General features: G+C 60.3%; 19 protein-coding genes and 1 tRNA gene. 5 read left to right on the plus strand and 15 right to left on the minus strand.

Annotation, left to right across the window (positions count from 1 at the left end; genetic code table 11):
- The first annotated feature begins 16 nt into the window (after positions 1–16).
- On the plus strand, positions 17–1,312 hold the full coding sequence (locus QZ653_RS08025; protein ID WP_296419289.1) for an HlyC/CorC family transporter: 1,296 nt from the start codon (positions 17–19) through the stop codon (positions 1,310–1,312).
- Positions 1,313–1,626: 314 nt separating this feature from the next.
- On the opposite strand, the gene QZ653_RS08030 is transcribed toward QZ653_RS08025, so the two are convergent.
- The gene (locus tag QZ653_RS08030; RefSeq protein WP_296419291.1) at positions 1,627–3,168 is read right to left on the minus strand and encodes a helicase HerA-like domain-containing protein; all 1,542 of its coding nucleotides are present in this window, start codon (positions 3,166–3,168) and stop codon (positions 1,627–1,629) included.
- Between the two features lie 471 nt (positions 3,169–3,639).
- Between QZ653_RS08030 and QZ653_RS08035 the strand changes: the two genes are divergently transcribed.
- A complete protein-coding gene (locus QZ653_RS08035) occupies positions 3,640–4,278 on the plus strand; it encodes an invasion associated locus B family protein (RefSeq protein WP_296419293.1) in 639 nt (212 codons plus the stop codon).
- 89 nt (positions 4,279–4,367) lie between these two features.
- Here QZ653_RS08035 and QZ653_RS08040 read toward each other — a convergent pair whose 3' ends face one another.
- The 4 genes from QZ653_RS08040 to QZ653_RS08055 all read right to left on the minus strand — a co-directional run bounded on the left by QZ653_RS08040 (position 4,368) and on the right by QZ653_RS08055 (position 8,587).
- Complete coding sequence (locus QZ653_RS08040) at positions 4,368–5,576, minus strand: beta-ketoacyl-[acyl-carrier-protein] synthase family protein (RefSeq protein WP_296419295.1); 1,209 nt, start codon at positions 5,574–5,576, stop codon at positions 4,368–4,370.
- On the minus strand, positions 5,573–5,830 hold the full coding sequence (locus tag QZ653_RS08045) for an acyl carrier protein (protein WP_296419297.1): 258 nt from the start codon (positions 5,828–5,830) through the stop codon (positions 5,573–5,575). Before QZ653_RS08045 ends, QZ653_RS08040 begins: the two co-directional genes overlap by 4 nt.
- Before the next feature lie 79 nt (positions 5,831–5,909).
- Positions 5,910–6,956: a UDP-3-O-(3-hydroxymyristoyl)glucosamine N-acyltransferase gene (lpxD, locus tag QZ653_RS08050; protein ID WP_296419299.1), complete on the minus strand. Its 1,047-nt coding sequence runs from the start codon at positions 6,954–6,956 to the stop codon at positions 5,910–5,912.
- 26 nt (positions 6,957–6,982) lie between these two features.
- On the minus strand, positions 6,983–8,587 hold the full coding sequence (locus QZ653_RS08055) for a L,D-transpeptidase family protein (protein WP_296419301.1): 1,605 nt from the start codon (positions 8,585–8,587) through the stop codon (positions 6,983–6,985).
- Positions 8,588–8,928: 341 nt separating this feature from the next.
- Here QZ653_RS08055 and QZ653_RS08060 point away from each other — a divergent pair, with 341 nt between their 5' ends.
- Together QZ653_RS08060 and QZ653_RS08065 are read left to right on the plus strand one after the other, a co-directional pair.
- Positions 8,929–9,498: a YcbK family protein gene (locus QZ653_RS08060; RefSeq protein WP_296419303.1), complete on the plus strand. Its 570-nt coding sequence runs from the start codon at positions 8,929–8,931 to the stop codon at positions 9,496–9,498.
- Between the two features lie 146 nt (positions 9,499–9,644).
- Positions 9,645–12,356, plus strand: a complete 2,712-nt coding sequence (locus QZ653_RS08065) for a peroxidase family protein (RefSeq protein WP_296419305.1) — start codon at positions 9,645–9,647, stop codon at positions 12,354–12,356.
- A gap of 2 nt (positions 12,357–12,358) precedes the next feature.
- Here the strand turns inward: QZ653_RS08065 and QZ653_RS08070 are convergent, their stop codons facing one another.
- Both QZ653_RS08070 and QZ653_RS08075 read right to left on the minus strand, forming a co-directional pair.
- Positions 12,359–14,605, minus strand: a complete 2,247-nt coding sequence (locus QZ653_RS08070) for a xanthine dehydrogenase family protein molybdopterin-binding subunit (RefSeq protein ID WP_296419308.1) — start codon at positions 14,603–14,605, stop codon at positions 12,359–12,361.
- A gap of 2 nt (positions 14,606–14,607) precedes the next feature.
- On the minus strand, positions 14,608–15,069 hold the full coding sequence (locus tag QZ653_RS08075) for a (2Fe-2S)-binding protein (RefSeq protein ID WP_296419362.1): 462 nt from the start codon (positions 15,067–15,069) through the stop codon (positions 14,608–14,610).
- 63 nt (positions 15,070–15,132) lie between these two features.
- Between QZ653_RS08075 and QZ653_RS08080 the strand changes: the two genes are divergently transcribed.
- Entirely contained in the window at positions 15,133–15,699 is a 567-nt protein-coding gene (locus QZ653_RS08080; RefSeq protein ID WP_296419310.1) for a TetR/AcrR family transcriptional regulator, read from the plus strand.
- Positions 15,700–15,703: 4 nt separating this feature from the next.
- On the opposite strand, the gene QZ653_RS08085 is transcribed toward QZ653_RS08080, so the two are convergent.
- The 8 genes from QZ653_RS08085 to sufC form a co-directional block, all read right to left on the minus strand.
- The gene (locus tag QZ653_RS08085) at positions 15,704–18,097 is read right to left on the minus strand and encodes a putative bifunctional diguanylate cyclase/phosphodiesterase (RefSeq protein ID WP_296419311.1); all 2,394 of its coding nucleotides are present in this window, start codon (positions 18,095–18,097) and stop codon (positions 15,704–15,706) included.
- A 237-nt stretch (positions 18,098–18,334) separates the two neighbouring features.
- Positions 18,335–18,411: transfer RNA gene (locus QZ653_RS08090), tRNA-Arg, on the minus strand.
- A 52-nt stretch (positions 18,412–18,463) separates the two neighbouring features.
- Positions 18,464–19,141: a hypothetical protein gene (locus QZ653_RS08095; RefSeq protein WP_296419314.1), complete on the minus strand. Its 678-nt coding sequence runs from the start codon at positions 19,139–19,141 to the stop codon at positions 18,464–18,466.
- Between the two features lie 97 nt (positions 19,142–19,238).
- Positions 19,239–20,462, minus strand: a complete 1,224-nt coding sequence (locus QZ653_RS08100; protein WP_296419316.1) for a cysteine desulfurase — start codon at positions 20,460–20,462, stop codon at positions 19,239–19,241.
- Entirely contained in the window at positions 20,452–21,060 is a 609-nt protein-coding gene (locus QZ653_RS08105) for a YIP1 family protein (protein WP_296419318.1), read from the minus strand. Before QZ653_RS08105 ends, QZ653_RS08100 begins: the two co-directional genes overlap by 11 nt.
- Before the next feature lie 29 nt (positions 21,061–21,089).
- Complete coding sequence (locus QZ653_RS08110) at positions 21,090–21,575, minus strand: hypothetical protein (protein WP_296419320.1); 486 nt, start codon at positions 21,573–21,575, stop codon at positions 21,090–21,092.
- A complete protein-coding gene (gene sufD, locus QZ653_RS08115; protein ID WP_296419322.1) occupies positions 21,575–22,864 on the minus strand; it encodes a Fe-S cluster assembly protein SufD in 1,290 nt (429 codons plus the stop codon). Before sufD ends, QZ653_RS08110 begins: the two co-directional genes overlap by 1 nt.
- Positions 22,864–23,619, minus strand: a complete 756-nt coding sequence (sufC, locus tag QZ653_RS08120; RefSeq protein ID WP_296419324.1) for a Fe-S cluster assembly ATPase SufC — start codon at positions 23,617–23,619, stop codon at positions 22,864–22,866. The genes sufD and sufC overlap by 1 nt, the downstream gene beginning before the upstream one ends.
- Positions 23,620–23,643: the final 24 nt, after the last annotated feature.

Consider the following 23,643-nt stretch of genomic DNA (forward strand, 5'->3'; position numbering starts at 1 on the left):
ACCTGTGAATTTCCCAATGCTTGACGCTGTTTTCTGGACCACTGCCGGTGCTGTCCTGTTTCTTCTGGTGCTTTCGGGCTTCTTTTCCGGCTCCGAAACCGCTCTCACCGCAGCTTCGCGCAGCAAATTGCGCTCCAATGCGGACAAGGGCAACCGCGGCGCGGAGATTGCGTTCAACATCACAGAAGACCGTGAACGTCTGATCGGGTCGGTGTTGCTGGGCAACAATCTGGTCAACATTCTGGCCACTGCGCTGACCACGGCGATGTTCACGCGGGCCTTGGGCGAAGGCGGCGTGGCCGTGGCGACGGCAATCATGACCATTCTGATCCTGATCTTCGCCGAAGTCCTGCCCAAAACCTATGCCATCACCAATCCCGAACGCGCCGCCGGCTTTGCCGCGCGTCCGATTTCCGTCATTGTAACGCTGTTTGCGCCCATCGTGTCCTTTGTGCGCATTCTGGTGCGCGGCGTGCTGCGTGTCTTCGGGGTCCAAGCCGACCCCGACAACAACATTCTAGCCGTGCGTGAGGAAATCACCGGCGCCCTACAAATGGGTCAGGCCGAAGGCGTGGTCGAAAAGGAGGATCGCGACCGCATCCTGGGCGCGCTCGATCTGGCCGACCGGATGGTGGAAGAGGTCATGTTGCACCGCACCGAGATCGAGATGATCGACGCCGCCCTGCCCGTGGCCGAAATCCTTGCGCTGTGTCTGGAAAGCAATCACACCCGATTGCCCCTTTACCGGGACGAACGCGAAAATATCGTTGGGGTGTTGCACGCCAAGGACCTGCTGCGCGCCATGCACCGGATGCTGGCCGATGGCCGGATCGAACCGCACGAGATGGACGAGTTCGACATCCTGACCGTCGCCATGAAACCCTATTTCGTCCCCGAAACCACGACCCTTGATGACCAGATGCGCCAGTTTCTGGCCCGCCACACCCATTTTGCTTTGGTGGTGGACGAATACGGCACCTTGCAAGGGCTGCTGACGCTGGAAGATATCCTTGAGGAGATCGTCGGCGAAATCACGGACGAATTCGATCAGGACGAGGAAAAGAATGACCTTGTCGCGGACGAGGACGGCGCATTTACCGTGGACGGCGCCATGACCATCCGCGACCTCAATCGCGCCACCGACTGGGATTTACCCGATGACGAGGCCAACACCGTCGCCGGACTGGTCATTCACGAGGCGCAGATGATCCCGACAGTCGGGCAGATTTTCAGCTTTCACGGGTTCCGGTTCGAGGTCATGGCCAAGGATGAAAACCGCCTGTCCGAATTGAAGATCACCTCGCTGTCGTGATCCGGCTTGGTTTGAATTTTATCTATTTTGCGCGACGCGATTAGTGCGCCCTTAAGACCGGCGCGGGCAAACCTGTTTCACAGAACCGGAGTGAAAGGATGCCCCCATGATGACCCTGCGATGGATTGCACTTGCGTGCACAACAGCCCTCTGTGCCTGTTCAGGCGGGGGTGGAGACGCGGATGAGGGGGTCATTCTGATCACCCACACCGGGCCCGGCACCCTGTATTGGGAATGACCTGATTTTTGAGTGACCCGAGGATGGGGGCGCAACCGGCAACCGGTTTGCAGCCCCCTCCGACGTTCCCAGTGGATCAGCGGCCCTTGAACAGGCCACCGAGGATACCGCGCACGATGCGGCGTCCGGTTGTCCCTTTGAGTTCCTTTGCCACAACGGTGGCGATGGCCTCACCGAACCCGCCACCGGACCTGCGGCGGCCCCGGCTTGTGGACCGTTCCACATCGCGACCGGTATACCGGCGGCCCTTGCTGTGTTCGCGCGCCTCGTCTTCCTGCCGTTCTTCTTCGGCCTCAGCGGCTTCGGCCGCCTTGGCCGCATCCTCGGCGCGTTTGGCCAGTATTTCGGCGGCGCTGTCACGGTCCATACGCGCATCGTATTTGCCCGCCATGGGCGATTTTTTCATGATCGCAGCCCGTTCTGCCGCTGCAATCGGCCCCAACTGTGACGACGGCGGGCGGATCAACGTGCGTTCCACAATGCCCGGCACCCCCTTGTCGACCAGCATCGACGTCACAGCCTCACCGGTGCCCACGTCACGGATGGCCTCGACCGTGTCAAAGGCCGGGTTGGGCCGGTATGTGTCCGCCGCCTGTTTCAACTCCTTTTGATCCTTGGCGGTAAAGGCGCGCAGGGCGTGTTGCACACGGTTGCCCAACTGCCCCAACACGTCCTCGGGCACATCGCCGGGATTTTGGGTGATAAAATAGACGCCCACCCCTTTGGACCGGATCAGGCGCGCCACTTGTTCAACCTTGTCCACAAGCGCCTTAGGCGCATCGTCGAACAACAAATGCGCCTCGTCGAAAAAGAACACCAGCTTGGGTTTGTCGGGGTTCCCCACCTCTGGCAGTTCCTCGAACAACTCCGACAACAGCCACAACAGGAACGTCGCATAAAGTTTCGGCGACGCCATCAGCTTGTCCGACGCCAGCAGGTTGATGCGCCCCCGCCCGTCAGCCTCAATATGCATCATGTCCATCAGGTCCAGCGCCGGTTCCCCGAACAATTGCGCGCCGCCCTGATTTTCCAACACCAGCAAATCCCGCTGGATCGCCCCCACAGACGATGTCGACACATTGCCATACCGCAGCGACAGGTCCTTGGCATTCTGCCCCACCCACACCAGCAAGGCCTGCAAATCCTCAAGATCGAGAAGCGGCAGACCCTCTTCGTCTGCCACGCGGAAGGCCACATTCAGCACACCCTCCTGCGCCTCGGTCAGCCCCATCAGGGTCGACAGCAACAGCGGCCCCATCTCGGCCACCGTGGTGCGGACCGGATGTCCCTGCTCCCCCAACAGGTCCCAAAACGTGACCGGAAAGGCGTCATACGACAGATCAAGCCCGATTGTCTGCGCCCTTTTCATGAAAGCGTCATGCAGTTTGAAATCCTCCGATCCGGCATTGGCCAGACCGGACAGATCCCCTTTCACATCCGACAAAAAGACCGGCACACCCGCGGCGGAGAAACCTTCTGCCAGAATTTGCAACGTGACCGTTTTCCCCGTACCCGTCGCCCCCGCGATCAGGCCGTGACGGTTGGCGTATTCCAATAACAGGGTCTGCGGCTCTGCGTAGCCTTCGCCCCCGCCGCCAATAAAAATTCCGTCGCTCATGCCCCGTTCCTTCTTTGGTCAGATTTATCTCGTCTCAAAATACATCCTTAACCTTTATGGGCCAGTATATTCGTATCACCCGCGCATCTGTCCTTTCGTACGGGTGATGACTTCCTCCCTGTCAGACTTGCCGCGCCTTCGGGCGCGGTCTTTTTTCGGGCCGGTGCCCCCCGAAATTCACGTCACCACGATGGACAATCTGTTGTTAACGTTACCGAAACAGGTTTCTTGCACATGGTCGCGAAAACCCTGTTGACGACTGTGACACCGTTTCGTAGCGTGTCGTCAATAAGTCGGCCAAGTCCGACAGGGAGACTACGGAAGAAGGGCCTGACAGGGCCCTTTTTCTTTTTGATCGCCTCCCGAAATCCGGCCGTTCGGCCAAGGTCTGCCCAGCGTTGCTTTTGCCCTGACACGCCCCAAATCCCGTGTTAAGCCTTCGCAAACGCCACCGATCAACGGGATGTATACATGACCTTTATCGACCGACCATTCGCCAAAACCGCAGCGCTTCTGGCCACCTTTGCCGTTCTGGGCGCACCCGTTTTCGCACAAGAGACCGACACCGACGACCAGCCCGAAAGCGTGTTCAATCTGGGTGAGCCTGTGGACGAAAGCGGCAACCCCGTCGCCCCCGACCCGCAGGAGCCGCAAGAACCCCAGCCCGGCCAGCAGTATCTGCAAGAGGTTTTCAGCGATTGGGCCCTGCGGTGCCTGAAAGTGGAAGAAGGTGATGATCCCTGCCAGATGTACCAACTCATGAGCGATGAGGACGGCAACGACGTGGCCGAAATCGCGATTGTGTCCCTGCCCGACGGCGGGCAGGCGGTCGCGGGTGCCACCATCGTTGTGCCGCTTGAAACCCTGCTTACCGAACAGATTACCTTGCGGGTCGATGGCGGTCAGGCGCGCCGGTTCCCGTTCAACTTCTGCAATCTGGGCGGATGCGTGACCCGTCTGGGCCTGACGGCGCAGGACGTCGCGTTGTTCAAACGCGGGGCAGAGGCGACCCTGTCCATGGTGCCCGCCGCAGCCCCCGACCAGCGCGTGACCGTGACGATGTCCCTGTCCGGCTTCACCGCCGCATTTGATGCGGTGTCCGCCCAATAGCAATGCTGTGGCTGCGGCACCGTCGCAGTTTTAGGTATTTGTGAACCAGAGAAATACAGCGTCGCCTTTCCCCGTGAATGGCGGCGTTTTTATATTGATTTCAGCGCAATGACCGCATTGAGGCCCCCGAACGCAAAGGCGTTGGACAGCACGGCTGACACGCGGGCCTCGCGAGCGGTGTTGGGCACGACATCCAGGGCGCATTCGGGATCGGCTTCTTCATAGCCGATCGTGGGCGCGATCACGCCGTCGCGCAACGCCATGATGCAGGCCAGAAGTTCGACAGCGCCGGTCCCGCCAATGAGATGCCCGTGCATGGATTTGGTGGAGGAAATCATCAACTCATCGGCATGGGCGCCAAACACATCAGCCACCGCCGCGCATTCGGTTTTGTCATTGGCCGCCGTGCCTGTGCCATGGGCATTGATATACCCCACGTCGCTGGCATTCAGGCGCGCGTCCTTCAGCGCCCCCGCAATGGCGCGACCGGCGCCCTGTTTGCTGGGCGTCACGATGTCGGAGGCGTCCGAAGTCATGGCGAAACCCGCAACTTCTGCCAGAATATCGGCACCCCGCGCGCGGGCGTGGTCGAGGTCTTCGAACACAAAAACCCCCGCGCCCTCCCCCTGCACCATGCCGTTGCGGGTGGCCGAAAACGGGCGACAGGCGTCTTTGGACATGACCCGCAGACCTTCCCAGGCCTTCACGCCGCCAAAGCACAACATGGATTCCGACCCGCCCGTCACCATCACATCCGCCATCCCGCTGCGGATCATGGCAAACGCCTGCCCCATGGCGTGGTTGGACGATGCGCAGGCGGTGGCCACTGTAAACGACGGGCCGCGCAGGTTGTGCTGCATGGACACATGAGACGCGGCGGCGTTGTTCATCAGTTTGGGCACGATAAACGGATGAACGCGGTTCTTGCCCTCCTCGTACACGGCACGATAATTCTCGTCCTGCGTGTTCAGCCCCCCGCCTGATGTGCCCAGAACCACGCCGGACCTGTCAGCCAGATCCCCTGAAAACGACAGCCCCGCCTGTCCCAGCGCCTGTTCGGCGGCCAAAAGCGTAAACTGGGTGAACCTGTCATAAAGGCTGATCTGCTGGCGGTTGAAATGGGCCTGTTCGTCATAGCCCGTGACCTGCCCGCCAATCTTCACCGCCAGCCTGTCCACGTCGCGTATATCGAGAGGGCCGATGCCGCAGCGCCCCTCGCGCATCGCCTCCAGCGTGGTGGGGACATCATGCCCCAGCGCGTTGATCGTCCCCGCACCGGTGATGACAACGCGCCTCACGTCTGGTCCTTCACCAGTTGCTCGACCGCAGCAATGATGGATCCGACGGTCGAAATGTCGAAAGCACTTTCGCCGGGGTTATTGGCGTTGAACGGCACGGTGATGTCGAACGCCTCTTCAATGGCAAAGATGCTTTCCACCAGACCCAGACTGTCGATGCCGAGGTCCTCAAGGGTCTGGTCACGCGACACATCGGACGGCTCAAGCAAGGCTTGTTCGGCAATGATCTGGATGACTTGGGCTTCAACGTTCATAGCTGGGTGCGTCCGTGGTGGTCTGTGCTGACCTTCATTTAGGCGGTGATGACGCGGTTTGGAACCATTTTCGCCACGTCTAGCCTTTGATCAAACGTCGCAACGCTTTCAGGCCGGCCCGGTGCAGGTGTGTGGGTTGGGCGGGATGGCCGCTGACGAAGGTTCCGTCTGCCACATCGGACAGGATCACGGCCCCGCCCCCCGCGACCACATCGCGCCCGATCGTCAGGTTGTCGGCCACACCGGCCTTGCCCCCCAGAATGACGCGCGGCCCGAGGACAGAGGACCCCGCCACAGCCGCCTGCGCACATAAAAGGCAATCCGCGCCCAGCACCACGTTGTGACCGACCTGCACAAGGTTGTCGATCTTGACGCCATTGCCGACCCGCGTCGCGCGGATCGTTCCTGCATCAATGGTGGAATTGGCGCCGATTTCCACTGTGTCGCCAATGTCGACCCCGCCCAGCGAATGGATGCGGTGCCATTTGCCATCTGTCGGGTCCAGCGGCACGCCGGGACGTTGGCGGACGGCACGTTCCACATTAGACGGCCCCTGGGTTGTGAACGAAAAGCCGTCACCGCCCACCGCGGCCCCGGCCTGAACAATCACGTCATCCCCGATCCGCACCCGCGCGCCGATCTTCACCCCTGCATAAAGGGTCGCGCGCGCGCCGATCGTGGTCTCTGGCCCGATGGAACTGTGGGCCGCAATCCGCGCCTCCGGCCCGATCCGCACACCCGCTGCGATCACGACATAGGGGCCGATCCGCGCGTTCGGCCCGATACCTGCGGTCGGGTCGATAAGGGCGGTCGGGTGGATGCCGGACGGCCCCGCAAAGGTCGGGTCCGTGTCCATCGCCTGCGTCAATCCGGCCATGGCAAGCCGACCGCGCGGCGCAACAATCGCACCGTCCAGACCCAAGGCTTCCAGATCGGCCCCCGCCCAGACAACCGCCGCGCGTGCCTGTGACGCTGTCAACTGGTCTGCAAACTTCGGCGCAATCGCCAGCGCCAGATCACCTGCGCGCGCTTCGGCAGGCTCCGCCAGCCTTTCGACAATCATAGATGCGTCGCCCAGCGTTTCCGCCCCGAGCCGCGCAGCCAGATCACTCAACCGATATGCCATGAAAACCCCTCCGTCTGAGGGAAAACTTATCCGCCAATGGCGCGGACAACCACCCCTTCGCCCGCCAAAGCATTCCAGATGCGGCTGTCGCGGTTGTAGACATCCCGACGGAAATTCAGCTGGCCGGTCGTGTGGGTAAAGGCCGTGCGATAAACGATATGCACCGGCACGGGTTCGTCCAGATTCACCCGACGTTCGCGGCCCGTATTCAGGATGCCCTGAAAGAAGCCGACCGGGTCACCTTCCTGCACGGCCAGAAGGGCATAGGCAAAATCAAACGGGTCATTCAGACGGATACAGCCGTGGGAAAACGCGCGTATCTCGCGGCCGAACAGCGACTTGGCGGGCGTGTCGTGCAGATAGATGTTGTACTGGTTCGGAAACATGAACTTGACCAGTCCAAGCGCATTGCGGCTGCTGGGCGGCTGGCGCATGGAAAACGGGAAGGTCCGCGCGGTGTAGCGGCTGAAATTCACCGCCCCGCGGTTGACCACGCGCCCGTTGCGATCGGTGATTTCGATATGGCTGACCGCATTGCGGTTCCGCTGCAGCGCGGGCAGATATTCACCGACAATGATGGATCGTGGCACATACCAGCTGGGGTTGATGACCATGTGGTCCATCACGTCCGAAAATTCGGGGCTTTGACGATCGCTGTCCGTCGCGCCAATCACCGATCGGGTGGTAAAGGTGACGCTGTCGTTGTCCATGATCGACGCCGAGAAATCCGTCAGGTTCACCCAGATGTGACGCGCGCCCCGTGGCGTGTTGGTCCAACGTTCCCGTTCCATGGCCACAATGACCTGCTGCAGGCGTCGGGTCGCGGGGATATTCAATTCCGCCAGCGTGCTTTCACCGGCGATGCCGTCCTGTTCAAGACCGTGGGCTGCCTGAAATGCCAGAACCGCGCCCTCAAGGGCCGCGTCGTAGGACTGTGTGGCAGACCGGTCCATGAACCCCATGGCCACCAGCCTGTCCCGCAGGGCCACGACACGTGACCCCGATGCGCCGGGCTCAAGCTTTCCACCCGGAACCGTGGGCCCCCAACCGCCCGCCGCAATCAGGGCCTCCATCCGCAACTTTTCGCGCAGCAGACGCGCATATTCGGGTGAACTGGGCGGCAGCGACGCCAGATAGGCCTGCGGCGACGCAGATGTCAGGCCTTCAAGATAACCAAGGCGGGACCGCAAGGGAATTTCACGTTTGATTTCGGAGACGACACGGCCCGGCGTCAGGATGCCGGTTTGAATGTCGCGGGCATAAGAGACGAAAAGGCGCGACAACTCGACTTCCATCGCCCCCATCTCTGCGGCGGTCTGTGCCGCCTGCAGGCGGGCCATCAGCGCATCGGGGTCATAGGCCGAGGCAGGCAATCCGTGCTGTTGGGCATTGGCGAAGGCCGTCAGCAAAGCATTGCGCCGCGCCGCGTGCTCGGGTGATGTTCCGGTCCAGATCCCCTCGAACGATCGTGCGCGATAGAATTCGGCCAGCGCTTCATCGCGCGCGGCACCCTCGGCCACGGCCTGACGGAAGGCGGTTGTCTGGGCCTGAGCCGCAGGCGGCAGTGCAAACAACGTCGATATAAGAAGCGCCCAAAGCGCCATGGTGCGGCCAAAAAACAAAACAGGCATAATTTTCCCCAGATCGACGTGATGCGCATGGCGCACATTATAATAGTTTCATAAAGCAGAGCGTGGCGTGATGCTGTCTAGTCACAAAGGTGTCAAAGGGCGATTAAGTTCCATTTCGGCTGCCCCTACGGCAGCCGCGCCGCGACAGATTTGCAACAAAACGCCCACTGCACACAAATTGCGCAAAATTTCGCCTATTTCCCCCTTGATGATGGAACCAATTCCCCTTGGGGGTTTTTCGACGAATCTTTTTGTGCCATAACATCCGTGCATCTGGGGATAGATGGCAAATACGTTCGTGAAAACACGGACTTACAGGTAGACGACGGGACAGCGTTTCTATGACAAGTTTGACAGCATCGAGCATCTCTCGGCGTGGACTGCTGGGGGCCTTCGCGGCCACAGCCGTCGTGGCCGCGCCAACATACACCAACGCCGCAGGTTTCTTGCGCGGCGGCGGCGATATTCGCCGCATCAAAATGTACAACGGTCGCACCGGTGAAAACATCGACACGATTTACTGGATCGAAGGCCAGTATATCGGTGATGCGATGAATGAGGTGTACCGCTTCTTCCGCGACTGGCGGAACGGGCAGACCCATCAGATCGACAGCCGTACCATTGATATTATTGCGGCCACACAGAACCTTTTGGACAGTGATCAGCCCTACACGCTGATCTCCGGATACCGTTCGCCCCAGACCAATGCCATGCTGCGGTCGAATTCTTCCGGCGTGGCACGGACGTCCCTGCACCTGCGCGGGCAGGCTGCGGATTTGCGGATGCAGGGCCGGTCGGTAGGCCAGATGGCCCGTGCGGCCGCTGCATGTCGGGCCGGTGGTGTCGGACGCTACTCCGGTTCCAACTTTGTCCATATGGATTGCGGTCCGGTTCGCAGCTGGGGCAGCTAGGCTTCCCTGCACAATCTGGAAACAAACACGAAACCCGGACATTACTGTTCGGGTTTTTTGTATAATTAACAATTAGTTTACTCATTACATTGCCTGCCGCCCTCCACTTTGCTACTTGTAAACTGGGGGAGTTGTGTTGGTGATGTATGACGAAAAGCTGCCCCTTTCTTGACAGTCTCAAAGCGCAGGAACGTCTGACCGAGGCGCGCTATGACGATGACGTCTCTGAAACGTTCAGCGGCGCGGCCGATCCGGTGACCGTGTCCATGGTCGTATTCGATCAGGACGGCGACATGCCCAACTCGGGCGGTCTAAGCACCTTGTTCACCACGTTCGGGCAGTTTCTGGATCATGACATGGTCCTCACCCCCGAAGACCACGACGCAGGCACCCTTGATCTGGTCGGAATGCCCCATGACATCGCGCGCTCTGCCGTCGCTGACGAGATTTCAGACGGCGAAACCATCGCCCCGCCCAACGTCGTCACCTGGCAAATCGACGGCAGTCAGATCTACGGCTCCACCGAGGCACGCGCGGACGACCTGCGCAGCTTCGAAGGCGGGCGTTTGCGCGTGCAGGAGGATCAGACATCAGCGTCAGACCTGTTGCCTGACGCGGACAGCGACAGCTTTATGGCAGGCGATATCGACAGTGATGACCCCGTCCATCTGGCCGGCGACATCCGCGCCAATGAGAACCCCAACCTGCTGTCTTTGCACACTTTGTTTGTGCGCGAACACAATTACTGGGCCGAAAGGCTTGCCGAAGAACACCCCGATTGGGACGACGACGAACTGTATGAGGCCGCGCGGTCGATTGTCGAAGTCGAACTGCAGCAGATCACCTACAACGAATGGCTGCCCCATCTGATAGGCGACGCCGTAGACACCGATGCGCCCCACGATCCGACCGTCAACGGCGAGGTGTCGGTCGAATTCTCCACCGCGGCCTTCCGGTTCGGGCATACTCTGGTGTCCTCCGAAATCGACCTCTTGGATGAATTCGGTCTTGATGCGGGCTCTCTTGGTCTGATGGAGGCGTTCTTCAACCACCACGTGGTCGACGAAAGCGGCATTGACGCATTACTGCGGGGCCAACTGTCTTCGACAGCGCAGGAACTCGATGCCCAGATCGTGGACGATCTGAATTTCTTTCTGGAAACGCCCGATGGCGTGTCCGGCTTTTCGCTGGCGGCCCTGAACCTAGCACGCAGCCTTGACCATGGCCTCGACAGCTATGTCGAGGTCCGCGCCGCCCTGTTGGGCGATATTGACCCGGACACACTCGACCCGTCGGATTTTTCGATTATTACCAGTGACCTGGACACCCAAGCGCGCCTCGCCGAAGCTTATGAGGACGTCTTTCAGGTTGATTTGTGGGTTGGCGGGTTGGCGGAAGACGCCGTGGGCGGCACCCAGATGGGTGCCCTCTTCACGCATATCATCGCCGAACAATTCACCCGCACCCTTGTGGCCGACCAAACCTTCGGCGTCCTTGATCCGGCCTTGGGGGCCGACATCATCGCAGAGGTTCAGGACACCATTTTTGCCGACATTATCGAACGCAATTCCGATGTGGACATGGTGCAGGACGATGTCTTTCTGGCCGTCGATCGCACCCTGATCGAACTGGAGGAGGTCGGGACAGGCTGGAACGATGACCTTCTTGATCTTGCCGCCAAGGTGCTGAATTTCGATCTTTATACCCATGACGGCAACGACACGGTCATTCTGACCGGTGGCACGACGATCAACGGCAACGTGGTGTTGGGGCGCGGCGACGACAGCTTCGTTGCCTCAAGCGGGGTAATCAACGGCGATCTGCGGCTGGGGCGCGGGGACGACACCGCCGATGTGTCCGGCACGGCCACCATTGACGGCAATCTGACCACATGGCGCGGCGACGACAGTGTCCGCCTATCCGACATGGCGCGGATCACCGGCGATGTTGAAACCGGTCGTGGAAGTGACACCGTCGTTCTAGACGGACGGTCGACCATCGACGGCAGCCTTCGCACCGGCCGTGAGGACGACACAATCTCCATCGGCGGTCGCGCCACAGTGGGGGGGGAGGTGAACCTTGGCCGTGGCGACGACACCATCACGGTCGCATCAGGCGCAAACCTCGGGCTGGTGAACGGCGGCGTCGGTTTCGATACGTTGCAGTTGACGGGCAATACGCGGGTCGAATTCGGCCATGACCCCACCGACGGCACGGTCTTCTACCTCGACGAAGATGGCAACGACACGGGTGAAAGCTTCGACTTTCATTCTATTGAAAACATTACCTGTTTCACCATCGGCACCCTGATCATCACGGAACGCGGCAAGCTGCCGATTGAAACTTTGGCGGTCGGGGACCGTGTCTGGACGATGGACGCAGGCCTGCAGCCCGTCGCATGGATCGGGCAGGCCACCGTGCCCGCTACGGGTGATCTGGCCCCCATTCATATCGCCAAAGGGGCCATGGGCAACGACCGTGACCTGCTCGTGTCGCCGCAACACCGGATGATGCTGGACGGCTGGCGGGTTGAAATGCACTGCGGCACGGACGAGGTTCTGGCCCCCGCCAAGGCCCTGATCAACGACCATACCATCCGCCCCCGCGAAGGCGGCACGGTCACTTACGTGCACATTGCTTTCGCCGACCACCAGATCGTCATGGCGGAAGGCATCCCGTCAGAAAGCTTCTTCCCTGGCGCCGAGGCGATGAACGCCCTGGACGCGGCTGCACGGGCCGAAATTCTGGCCCTTTTCCCCGAATGGGACTGCCCGCATTTGCGCCCGCAAACCGCCCGTCCGACCGTCACCGCGCGTGAGGCGCGCCCCCTGCGGGGCTGCCCCTTTGGCCACGGCTGACGTCAGACGAAATCAATGTGGTTGCGCAGCGGCATTTCGCGGATGCGCTGACCGGTGGCCGCAAAAATAGCGTTGGCCAACGCGGCGGACGCAGGCGGGACCGGAGGCTCCCCAATCCCGCGCACATGATCGCCAAGCTCCAGCCCTTTGACGATAACCTCGGGCGCTTGATAAAGCCGCATGGCCTCAAACCCGTCGTAATTCAGCTGGTCGGTCATCCCGTCCGTATGGGTAATCTCTGCAGAAATGGCATGGCCCAAGGCCCAGATGACACCGCCACTGATGTGGTGTTCGAAATTGATCGGATCGACGATCCGGCCCACATTGGCCACCGCGTAAACACGGTCAATCCGGATGCCGCGGTCTGTGTTGGTGACCTCACACACCTGCGCGCAGGGCACGCCGAAGGACAGCGCAAAACCGACCCCGCGCGCGCGGTTCGGCCCCAGATCGGGGCCATCCCAGCCGGACAAATCAGCCAAAGCCTCAAGCACAGCGCGGGAATGGGGCTCTGACGCCAACCTGATCCGTTCGGCCATCGGGTCGGCCCCTGCGGCGTGGATCAATTCATCCAAGGCGCAATCGTGGAAGAACCCGTTGGTTGAGGCGCCCACCGACCGCCAGCTGGAAATCGGGGCGAGTTCGGGCGCGCGGTAGCCTGTGACGCGCACATTTGGGATCGCAAAAGGCTGATCCCAAGCGGCCTGCACAATCGCAGCATCGGGTCCGGGCACGGACAAGCCCAGCCGCCCCATCTGGCTTGAGACGACCGAGGGCATGGCAATATCAAGGTCCATCGCATCTACCTGTCCGTCTTTCACCGCCCCCCGCAGTCGCGCCATAGCGATCTGGCGGGTATAGTCGTGGGACATATCCTCTTCACGGGTGTAGGTCAGTTTGACGGGTGTGCCGCGCATCTCATTGGCCAGTTCAGCGGCCTGTTTGACCACGTCAATTTCCAGCCGGTGCCCGAAACTGCCGCCCATCATCAGCACATGGATATGAACATTGTCCGCGTCTATGCCGGTGATCTCTGCCACGGCGTCCTGCGCAAATCGTGGCACTTGGGTGCCGGTCCAGACATCGACGCGGCCCTCCGTCACCAATGCGGTGGCGTTGATAGGTTCCAGCGGCGCATGGGCCAGATAAGGCGCGCGGTATTCCGCCTCAACCACCTCATCCGCTGAGGCCAAGGTGGCCTCTATATCGCCGTCGTCCTTGTAGCGGCTGTCGTAGTCGTCGCCGGAAAGGGCCTCCTCCAAAGCCGCCCAATGGTCGGCCTGATCGTGCGGATAGGGTGCATCGCCCCAGTCGAAGGTGATGGCTTGGGCGGCCATAAAGGCCCGCCATGTGTTGTCAGCAATGACACCGACACCGCCGGTGATCGGAATCACCCGTTGTACGCCGCGCATGCCTTCGGCCTCGGTCGCGTCATAGGACAGCATGTCACCGCCCTTGCGGGGGTTGGTAACGACCGTGGCATGGACCATTCCGTCCACCTCAAAATCAATACCATAGCCTTGCGTGCCGGTGGATTTCGCCACGATATCAAGCCGCTGCATGTCTTTCCCGATGTAGCGCCACTGGGACGGATCGCGCAATGTGACCTCGGACACGGGATCCAACGTGGCAGCGGTACCGGCGAGGGCGGTGTAGTCCATCCGAGTGCCGTCAGGCAGCACCACGGCCCCGCGACTGGTGGTCATATCCGCCACCGGGATGCCGGTTTCCAGCGATGCGGCCTCTTTTAAGGTCTCGCGCGCCACCGCACCGGCCACGCGCAGCTTTTCCCAACCGTCGGCCACCGTGGTGGACCCGCCGGTGATCTGCACGCCCATGATCTTGATTGCCGCATCCATGACCGTGCGCAGCGCATTGGCGCTGAAACTGTCGTCATAGGGCGTCACCCCCGGTGCCTCACTGGACAGGGCGGAATTGTAATAGGCTTTGGACGGCGGACCGGGGTCGACAGTGACCTGATCAAGGTCGATATCCAGCTCCTCCGCGATCAATGCGGCCTGCACGTGGTAGGCCCCCTGCCCTTTGTCCGCACGCGGGGTGATCAATGTCACACCCTCGGGGGTGATGCGGACATATTCCGTCATCGACGCTTCGCCGTCCTTCAGGTCCGCCAACAACGGATTGTCCACGGGGCGGCGGTACAAATAGGCCCCGAACGCCACGCCACCGATGATGGCAGCAGACCCGATCAAAAACGTCCGGCGCGCGATTGTTTTGACACGTCCCATGTTTACGCCTCCCGCAGTTTGGCCGCAGCGGTCACAATCGCCGCGCGGATTTGGGGATAGGTGCCACAGCGGCACAGATTGCCGGACATCTCGGCGTCGATATCTTCGTCCGTCGGATCGGGGATTTGCGCCAACATGGACGCCGCCTGCATGATCTGACCGGACTGACAGTAGCCGCATTGCGCGACCTGATGTTCGGCCCAAGCCTCCTGCACCGCATGCATGGCGGCGGGCGTGCCAAGGCCGTTGATCGTCGTAACCTCAGCCCCGACCGCGTCGATGGCCCAAGTTTGGCAAGACCGCACCGCGACGCCGTCCAGATGCACCGTGCAGGCGCCACATTGGGCAATCCCGCAGCCGTATTTTACGCCTTTGATGCCGATCTCATCGCGCAACACCCACAGCAGGGGCATGTCCTCTTCCACGTCGACCTCATGGGTCTGTCCATCCACAGTGAGCCGCATCATGACCTCCATTCGCTTTCCTTAGGATTTGACATTCCGTCACATTTTGTCAAGGTGTCAATTATGACTGACGACAATACCGCCATTCTCGATGCCGCCTTGCAGGTGTTTCTGCGCTACGGGTTTAAACGGTCGACCATGGGCGACATTGCAAAGGCAGCGGGCCTGTCGCGTCAAAGCCTTTACGCGCGGTTTGCCAACAAGGACGATGTCTATGCCGCCGGTCTTGTCCTTCACGCGCGGCGCACCGTCGCGTCGATCACAGAGGCCTGGGCCGGGATTGCGTCTCTGAACGACCGGCTGGACTGTCTTTACGAGTTGAGCCTGCGCCCCACCTTCGAGATGCTGCGCGCAAACCCCGATGCCGCCGACATTATTGACGCCGCCGAAACCCCCTCCGGCCAGCGTGCGATGGAGGACGCAAGACGCCAAAAAATTGCGATGTTGACCGATCTGTTGACCCCGTTTGCCCCCGCCCTGCACCAGCACGGCCAGACACCGGCGGATGTGGCGCGGTTTACGGAAACAGCCCTTCACGCGCTTCTGACCACGGCTGACAGCATCGAGGCGTTGCAGCAGCAGTTCGCCTCTCTCAAAGCGGCGCTCATGGCGCTGACCCGTCCCGCATAAGGGCTCAGCCGAACTGTGCCTGACGTTTAATAAGGGTCTGGGCAAAAACATGCGCCTCCACCGGACGGCCAAGCAAAAATCCCTGCAACGCCTCCGTTTCCAGTTGCAACACGGCATCCAGCTGAGCCTGCGTTTCAATGCCCTCCATCACCACCCCGCACCCTTGCAGCGTGGACACCCGCACCAAAGCCTCAAGAATGTGGATCTGTGCAGGATTTTCCTCAAGCGGGGCAATCAGCATCCGATCAATCTTGACGCGGTCCGGTTGCAGTGTTTGCAAAGCGACAACGGACGAATGGCCGGACCCGAAATCATCCAGATCCAGCCTGATACCGGCCTCACGCACCTGACACAGCACATCCTTCAACGCGGGGCCGGCATCGTCCAGAAAAGACGTCTCAAGCAGTTCGAAGGATATTTTGTGATGGGGCTGAAGTTTCTGTTTCAGCTGCGCCATCAGTTCAGGCTGCAAAAAACGGTCAAGCGAAATGTTCAACGCGACAATCGGCACATCCAGCCCTTGCAATGCCCATCTGGTCTGGTCGGCCAGCACGCGATCAAGAACGTATTCATCCAGCCGCGGGGCAAGGCCGGTGGCCTGTGCGGCCGGAATAAAATCATGGGGCAGCAGCAGGCCGTTGTGCGGACAGTTCCAACGCACCAGAGCCTCCGCCCCGATCACTTCAAGCGAGGTGCTGTCAAACTGGGGCTGGTAATGGCAGATGACTTCGCATTCGTCCAAAGCGCGGGCAAGACTGTAGAAGGTCGACATATCCGTCTGCGACACCGCCCGCAGTCTGGGTGAAAACACCTTGTAACACGACCGGCCTGCGGATTTGGCAGCATAAAGCGCGACATCGGCGTTGATGAAAACCTCCGCCAGATCGGTTTGCCCGCCGGTGCCGAATGCCGCCCCGATGCTCAGCCCGAAGTTTTGCAGCAACCCTCTGAGGATCAGGGGATCGGACGCCGTTTCGACAATGTCCTGACACAGGGTTTCTACATCATCGTGGCTGTCGAAACCCTCAAGCAGGACAACAAACTCATCGCCACCATTGCGGCAGACCAACCCCCTGTCGCCCACCAGCGCCGTCAGGGTATCCGCCACGTGGACAAGAACCTGATCGCCCACGGCATGGCCCAGCGTGTCATTCACCTTCTTGAAGTGATCAAGGTCAATGTGCAGCGCCGCAAAGCTGTCATCGGGGCCCAAGCGGTCGAGCATTTTTTGTGTGCGCTCGTCCAGCAGACGCCGGTTTGCAAGGCCCGTCAGGGCATCATGACGGGAATCGTGTTCCAAAAGCGCGCGGGCCTTTTCCAGCTCCTGCGCAAGGACCTTGTCCTCCGTTATATCAAGGTTCAGGCCCAGCAGCTTACCCGTGCTGCCCGCATCCTTGATGAACCGCGCCGTGCTGCGCAGATAGCGGATTTCACCGTCCTGACGGACAATCCGGTATTCGCCCAGATAATCCCGACCCTCGGCCAAGGCACGGTCGGCCTCCGCTACACTGCGGTCGCGGTCCTCGGGGTGCAGATAGGTTTCCCACAGGTTGTCAGGCCGGTCATGCAGGTTGTCGTCCAAGCCGTAAATCTCAAGCATCCGGTCGTCCCAGTGGACTTTGGTCGTGGCTGAATCGTACTCCCACAACCCGATTCCGGCGACACCGATGGCCAGCTGCAGCTTGTTCGCCAGCTCCATCTGTGCAATTTCGCGGGCGCGAAGGGATGTGATATCCGTATCCACACCCACAATCTGAAGCGGCGCCCCCTGACTGTCCCGCGTTACCACCTTCGCACGGCACAAAATCCAGATCCATTTTCCGTCGGCCCGCTTTGTCCGGTACTGAAGGTCGACGTCGTCGGCCCCCCCCTCGATCAGGTCTTCAAAGGTGGCCCACAAATGCGCCATATCATCGGGATGCAACTTGTCGGACCACCACGCCGGGTCGGATGCATCTTTCAATGAAAAGTCGGCCGGATACCGGCGGATGTCGCGCCATGCGTCAGAAACGCTAAGCGACTGGCCCGAATAATCGAAATTCCACACGCCCTGCCCCAGATGGTTCATCAGGAACCGAAGTCGGGAACTGTCAACGGCAAGGTCCGGCGTCAACTGGCACAGATACCGTGCCTGTCCGTCGGGGCTGTCGATGCAATCCACCGACACGAAGAACGGGCCGGAGGGCAACTGCACCGAAACGCGTTGTTTCCCTGCGTCCGCCCGCCGCGCCGCCCGGACAAGCGTCGCAAGACGTCGTGGCAAATGTGCATCAAGGTGACCCGCCAGATCATCCCCCACGCTAACGTCACGCAGATTTGCAAAGGCGTTGCAGAAATCCTCATTCGCCGCAAAAATCTTGCAATCCCCGTCAATGATCGCCGCAGGCTGGGTCAGCACCTCAACAAGGTGGTGCGAAAACGAACATGAGGGCCTTCGGACATCCATAAACAGGTGGTTCCTGAAAACAACGACACCTAGGCCCATAGCAGCCGATCCTGCCCAAAAGGTTAAGGATTAGGGAAAATGGCGAAAAAACCCTGCAGGTGTTGCACCATTCCTCGCAAAACCAGGGCCGGAAAACGCGGTGAACGGCGTTCCGATTTTTGAAACCGAACAGCAGGTTACTTAGCAAAATGGCGGACCCTAGAGGATTCGAACCTCTGGCCTCTGCCTTCGGAGGGCAGCGCTCTATCCAGCTGAGCTAAGGGTCCACTGGGTATGGCTATAAAGTCGCCCACGTGGCTGCGCAATCGTGAATTTGCATCAACCGCTGATCGGCCCAAGATAGGGCTTCTTTGACCCCGACATCACGCGGTGCAACCAGATCAGATTGACGTAAGCGCGGCTGTTGTCTTCGCGCATCTTCACGATCGCCTCGGCGTAGGTGGTCAGCAGCACAGTGATCGGCCCTTGCAACGTGCGCTGCATCAACACCAGATCAATCGCGCCGGACCGCGTGGCCGCAGCCAGAAATTCGTATTGGTTGAGGACAAAAAGCGATGCGTCACGAAAGGTCGGCTTGTCCACGACCGCCGACACATTGTCCTTGTCCAACAGTTCGGCCAGCAAATCCGGTCCCAATACGCCCCCCACTTCGGTCTGGGGGCATTTGGCAATCGCGTCTCGCGCTTTTGAGATGTTGATGAGGTACTCTCGGTCCGTGCGCAACGTCTGAAGACCCTGCAACGCGTGGGAGATACGGGAGGTCTGCCACTGCGACCACGTGTTTGCGATGATCGCCAAGGCCGCCACGGCGACACCCGCGAACAGCACCGGCGCGCTGGATGTGGCGGGCGTGGGGCCCGCGTCTTGTGCGCTCAGGCTTGGGCCCACAAAGGCGAACCACGTGTAGATCAGACCGCCGCCGATCATGAATACAAGGATATAGACAGGCCAATAGCGCCACAAAGGCGGCATTGACGACAGTAAAAACCATTTCATCCTAAGGGGTTACCTTAGAGGCCAACGGTTTCTTTAATGGATCTGTTCATTGTCATGCCCCTTATATAGCGCCAAAGGCCTTAATTATCAATGAATATCACGCAAAGAGCTTATGACACAGCTCAAGCGCGTCGACCAAGGCATCGACCTCGTCCGTGGTGTTGTACATCCCGAATGACGCGCGGCAGGACGCCGTGATCCCCATGTGATCCATCAGCGGGTTGCAGCAATGCTGGCCTGCGCGCACCGCCACGCCTTTCTTGTCCAAGACGGTGGAAATGTCATGGGCATGGGCGGCCCCGTCCAGCGTGAACGAAAAGATCGCCCCCTTGCTGGCCGACTGCCCCTGCACGTTGAGCCAGTTCAACCCGTCCAGCCGGTCGCGCGCATAATCGCGCAGGCCGCGTTCATGGGCGGCGATGTTGTCCATGCCAAGGCCCATCATATAGTCCAACGCGACGCCCAGACCGATGGTCTGGACAATGCCTGGGGTTCCGGCCTCAAATTTCATGGGCGGGTCGTTGTAGATGACGGTGTCCTTGTGGACCTCACGGATCATATCACCGCCACCGATGAACGGGCGCATTTCGGCCATCCGGTCGGGGTGAATATAGATCGCACCGGACCCCGAGGGGCCGTAAAGCTTATGCCCCGTGATCGGATAGAAATCACAGCCGATGTCTTCGACGTTCACTGGCATATGCACAGACGCCTGTGACCCGTCGATCATCGTCGCGATCCCCTTGGCGCGTGCCGCCGCACAGATGGATTTCACATCCACCACCGTACCCAACACGTTGGACATATGGGTGACCGCAATCAGTTTGGTGCGGTCCGTGCAGGCATCCATCACCGCAGTTGGATCCAGATCACCATTCACGTCCACATCGACCCAGACCAGCTTCACGCCCATCCGTTCGCGCAGAAAATGCCACGGCACGATATTGGCGTGGTGTTCCATCACGCTGAGGACAATTTCATCCCCCGCCGTCAGGTTCTCCATCGCCCAGCCGTAGGCCACCAGATTGATGCCTTCCGTCGTGCCAGAGGTCAGGACGATAGAATCCTCATCCCCTGCCCCCAGAAACCGCGCGATGATCCCGCGCACGCCTTCATACTTCTCTGTCGCCAGATTGCTCAGGTAATGGAGGCCCCGATGCACATTGGCGTATTCCTCCGCATAGGCCTTGGTGATCGCGTCAATCACCACCTGCGGCTTTTGCGCGGACGCCCCATTGTCGAGGTAGACCAGCGGCTTGCCGTTCACCTCACGCGACAGGATCGGAAAATCGGCGCGGACGGCGTTCACATCAAAGGGCATTTTCAACCTCAACCAGCATCTCCGGCATCAGGACCGGCAAAAGGAACATGGACAGGATCAGCAGCACGAACACCGCCAAGAACAAGGCCGCGATCATGACCATCACCGACCGGCCCATGGTGTCAAACCCGTGGGCCTGCTGCACCGCGTGGGCATAGCCGCGCATGGACACGTAGATCAGCGCCAGAGCCAGACCAAACCCCAACAGCGGCAGCGCGATCCCGAGGAACCCTGAAATCACCCCCAAAACCGTCAGCGCGATCTGCAAGGCCGCCATGACGGCCATCACCCCGGGCAGGCTGCCGCGCCCGCCGGACCGCACGCCGACCCAATAGATCAGATAGGAAAAGACCACCCCGATGATGGCCGAAAACACGCCGACGGTCAGTGGCGTCGCGGGTGCGACCATGACTTCACGCCCATCCGGCAGCAACATCGGCTGCGGGGCCGCCCCGAACAGCGCCTGATCCACGGCCCACATCACGCCGGAGATGATCCCCGCCAGCACGATCATGATCACCGACACATTGACCGGCCATCCCATGCCCAGCACGCGGCGCGACGCCTCGGCCGGATCGCGCACAAACAGCTTGGTCATGTCCCAAACCTGGGCCCAAGAAAAATCCATCAGTCCTCTTTCGACATTTCAAACAGCCCCGAAAGCCAGAACCAGATCAGCACGATAAACCACAGCGCCCCCACCAGGGTGGTGCCCGGATGATCCAATCCGTTGAACCCAACAAGTAGCCCGTAAAACAGCGCGAGCGGTGCGGCAGACAGCCACCCCCAAAAGATCGCCAGCCGCGCGCCGTAAGGTGTCGCTGCAGATCGCGCCAGTTTGGTGATCAGAAAGAACACAAAGGCGATGGCATAAAACATCAGCGGCGCGATCATCATCATCGCAAAGAACGCATAGATCACGTCACGCTGAAAATCGCTGCCCGTTTCAATCGCGGCACGCTGCAACGCGGGCAGCCGCGACAGGAACACCAGAAAACAGCCAATCATCAGCCACGCAATCGCGCGGTCTTCACGCGGGCCCATGGACAGCAATTCGCGGACCACTGTGCGCGGACCCCGATAGGTCCGCGCGATATCGCGACTGACCGGCATCAGCTGGCCCGCCGACCCAGCCAGCCTTCAAGACGTTCGTAGATCGCCTCGGCCAGGGTTTCATCCGCGATTTCTTCCAAGGCTTCGGCCAGAAACGCCAGAACCAGAAGGTCCGTCGCCTGCGCCAAAGGCACCCCGCGTGACCGCAGGTAATACAGCGCCTCATCATCAATCGCACCGGATGTGGACCCGTGCGAACAGGCGACATCATCGGCGTAGATTTCAAGTTCCGGCTTGGCGAGGAACTGGCTGTCTTCGTCCAAGAGCAGCGATTGGCTGATCTGGTAGCCATCGGTTTTCTGGGCGTCTTCCTTTACAAGGATCTTGCCCTGAAACACCCCAGTCGCGCCGTTGCGCAGCACCTTTTTGAACACCTGACGGCTTTCACAGTTCACCGCGTCATGGGTGATGAATACGGTGTCATCGTGGTGGAAATCCTTGCCATCGCCCACACAGGCACCGGCCACATGGGCCTGCGCGTCATCGCCCGTCAGCTCAATCACGCATTCGTTGCGCGTCAGCACACCGTTCATGGTCAGCGTAAAGGACTTGAAGGCCGATGTCGTGCCCAGACGGGTGAACACACCGGTGACCGCACGGCGTTCGTGATCACGACCCTGCACGCGCACGTGGTGGAACGCGGCACTGTCGGCCACATCAACCTCAAGCACGGTGTTGAACCGTGCCGCACCGGGGCCGGTTTCCAGCAACGTCATCTCCGCCCCCTCTTCGATCTTCACCACATGGTGGAGGATCGCGTCGGAGTCTTCGGAATTATGGAGGTAAATCAGGTTCACCGGTTTGCTGACCTTCCCCGTCACGCGGATCACCAGACCGTCCGTGGCGAAGGCGGTGTTCAGCGCCGCAAGGGGGCGGTCGGTGTGGGTGTGGCTGGCCCCCTCAAGCGCGCCGTAAAGGTCCTTGGCCCAATGAATGTCCTTGGACGCCGCATCTGACAGACGTTCAATCTCCAACCCTTCGACGGCCAGATCATCGGACGCGGCGGCGTCAAATTCACCATCCACAAAGACGACCTTTACACGGTCCAGATCATCCCAAAGCGGGCCCTCGTCGTTGTGAAAAAGCGCAGCTTTCGGGGCCTCGACCTGCACCAAAGACGCAGGTTTGGTGTATTTCCAATATTCGTCACGGGCATGGGGCAGACCCATCGTGCGCACGCGCGACAGGGCCGCGCTGCGCGCCTCGGCCGCCCAAGGGGCGCTGTCCGGCAGGGTCAGGGCCGCCAACCTCTCTTCGGTGGCGTCCATTTTGATCGCAGGTTGGGCCATTACGCCACCTCCGCCAGAATGTCGGCATATCCGTTGTTTTCAACTTCCAAAGCCAGCTCAGGCCCGCCGGTTTTCACGATGCGGCCATCGGCCATGATGTGCACGACGTCCGGTTTGATGTGGTCCAGCAGACGTTGATAGTGGGTGATCACCAGAAACCCGCGACCCTCATCGCGCAGGGCATTCACCCCTTCGGCCACCAGTTTCATCGCATCCACGTCCAGACCGGAATCCGTTTCATCCAGGATGCACATCTTTGGTTCCAGCATCGCCATCTGCAGGATTTCGTTGCGCTTTTTCTCACCGCCCGAAAAGCCCACGTTCACAGGGCGTTTGAGCATATCCGCGTCGATCTTCAACGTCTTCGCTTTGGCGCGCACGACCTTGAGGAATTCTCCGGCAGACATCTCCTCCTCACCGCGTGCCTTGCGCTGGGCGTTCACAGCCGTGCGCAGGAAGGTCATGTTGCCCACACCGGGGATTTCGACAGGGTATTGAAACGCCAAGAACAGGCCAGCGGCGGCGCGTTCTTCGGCTTCCATGTCCAGCAGGTCAACGCCATCCAGCGTGGCGGTGCCCCCCGTGACTTCATAGCCCTCCTTGCCGGACAGGACGTAGGACAGCGTGGATTTCCCGGACCCGTTGGGACCCATGATCGCGTGGACTTTGCCCGGCTCGACCGTCAGGTCCACACCCTTGAGGATTTTCTTGTCCTCTTCTTCAAGTTCAACGCGCAAGTCTTTGATTTCCAGCATATTATGCCCTTTCCAATAGCGAAC

It is taken from the genome of Pseudooctadecabacter sp., from assembly GCF_020627745.1.
Classification (GTDB): domain Bacteria; phylum Pseudomonadota; class Alphaproteobacteria; order Rhodobacterales; family Rhodobacteraceae; genus Octadecabacter.

Bases quoted from the DNA above. Each gene is read 5' to 3' on its own strand.
- QZ653_RS08095 (WP_296419314.1), bottom strand. From the start codon at position 19,141: ATGAAATGGTTTTTACTGTCGTCAATGCCGCCTTTGTGGCGCTATTGG.
- QZ653_RS08060 (WP_296419303.1), top strand. From the start codon at position 8,929: ATGACAAGTTTGACAGCATCGAGCATCTCTCGGCGTGGACTGCTGGGG.
- QZ653_RS08025 (WP_296419289.1), top strand. From the start codon at position 17: ATGCTTGACGCTGTTTTCTGGACCACTGCCGGTGCTGTCCTGTTTCTT.
- QZ653_RS08035 (WP_296419293.1), top strand. From the start codon at position 3,640: ATGACCTTTATCGACCGACCATTCGCCAAAACCGCAGCGCTTCTGGCC.
- QZ653_RS08070 (WP_296419308.1), bottom strand. From the start codon at position 14,605: ATGGGACGTGTCAAAACAATCGCGCGCCGGACGTTTTTGATCGGGTCT.
- QZ653_RS08055 (WP_296419301.1), bottom strand. From the start codon at position 8,587: ATGCCTGTTTTGTTTTTTGGCCGCACCATGGCGCTTTGGGCGCTTCTT.
- QZ653_RS08080 (WP_296419310.1), top strand. From the start codon at position 15,133: ATGACTGACGACAATACCGCCATTCTCGATGCCGCCTTGCAGGTGTTT.
- QZ653_RS08045 (WP_296419297.1), bottom strand. From the start codon at position 5,830: ATGAACGTTGAAGCCCAAGTCATCCAGATCATTGCCGAACAAGCCTTG.
- QZ653_RS08075 (WP_296419362.1), bottom strand. From the start codon at position 15,069: ATGCGGCTCACTGTGGATGGACAGACCCATGAGGTCGACGTGGAAGAG.
- QZ653_RS08100 (WP_296419316.1), bottom strand. From the start codon at position 20,462: ATGCCCTTTGATGTGAACGCCGTCCGCGCCGATTTTCCGATCCTGTCG.
- QZ653_RS08030 (WP_296419291.1), bottom strand. From the start codon at position 3,168: ATGAGCGACGGAATTTTTATTGGCGGCGGGGGCGAAGGCTACGCAGAG.
- lpxD (WP_296419299.1), bottom strand. From the start codon at position 6,956: ATGGCATATCGGTTGAGTGATCTGGCTGCGCGGCTCGGGGCGGAAACG.
- QZ653_RS08110 (WP_296419320.1), bottom strand. From the start codon at position 21,575: ATGCCGGTCAGTCGCGATATCGCGCGGACCTATCGGGGTCCGCGCACA.
- sufD (WP_296419322.1), bottom strand. From the start codon at position 22,864: ATGGCCCAACCTGCGATCAAAATGGACGCCACCGAAGAGAGGTTGGCG.
- QZ653_RS08065 (WP_296419305.1), top strand. From the start codon at position 9,645: ATGACGAAAAGCTGCCCCTTTCTTGACAGTCTCAAAGCGCAGGAACGT.
- sufC (WP_296419324.1), bottom strand. From the start codon at position 23,619: ATGCTGGAAATCAAAGACTTGCGCGTTGAACTTGAAGAAGAGGACAAG.
- QZ653_RS08105 (WP_296419318.1), bottom strand. From the start codon at position 21,060: ATGACCAAGCTGTTTGTGCGCGATCCGGCCGAGGCGTCGCGCCGCGTG.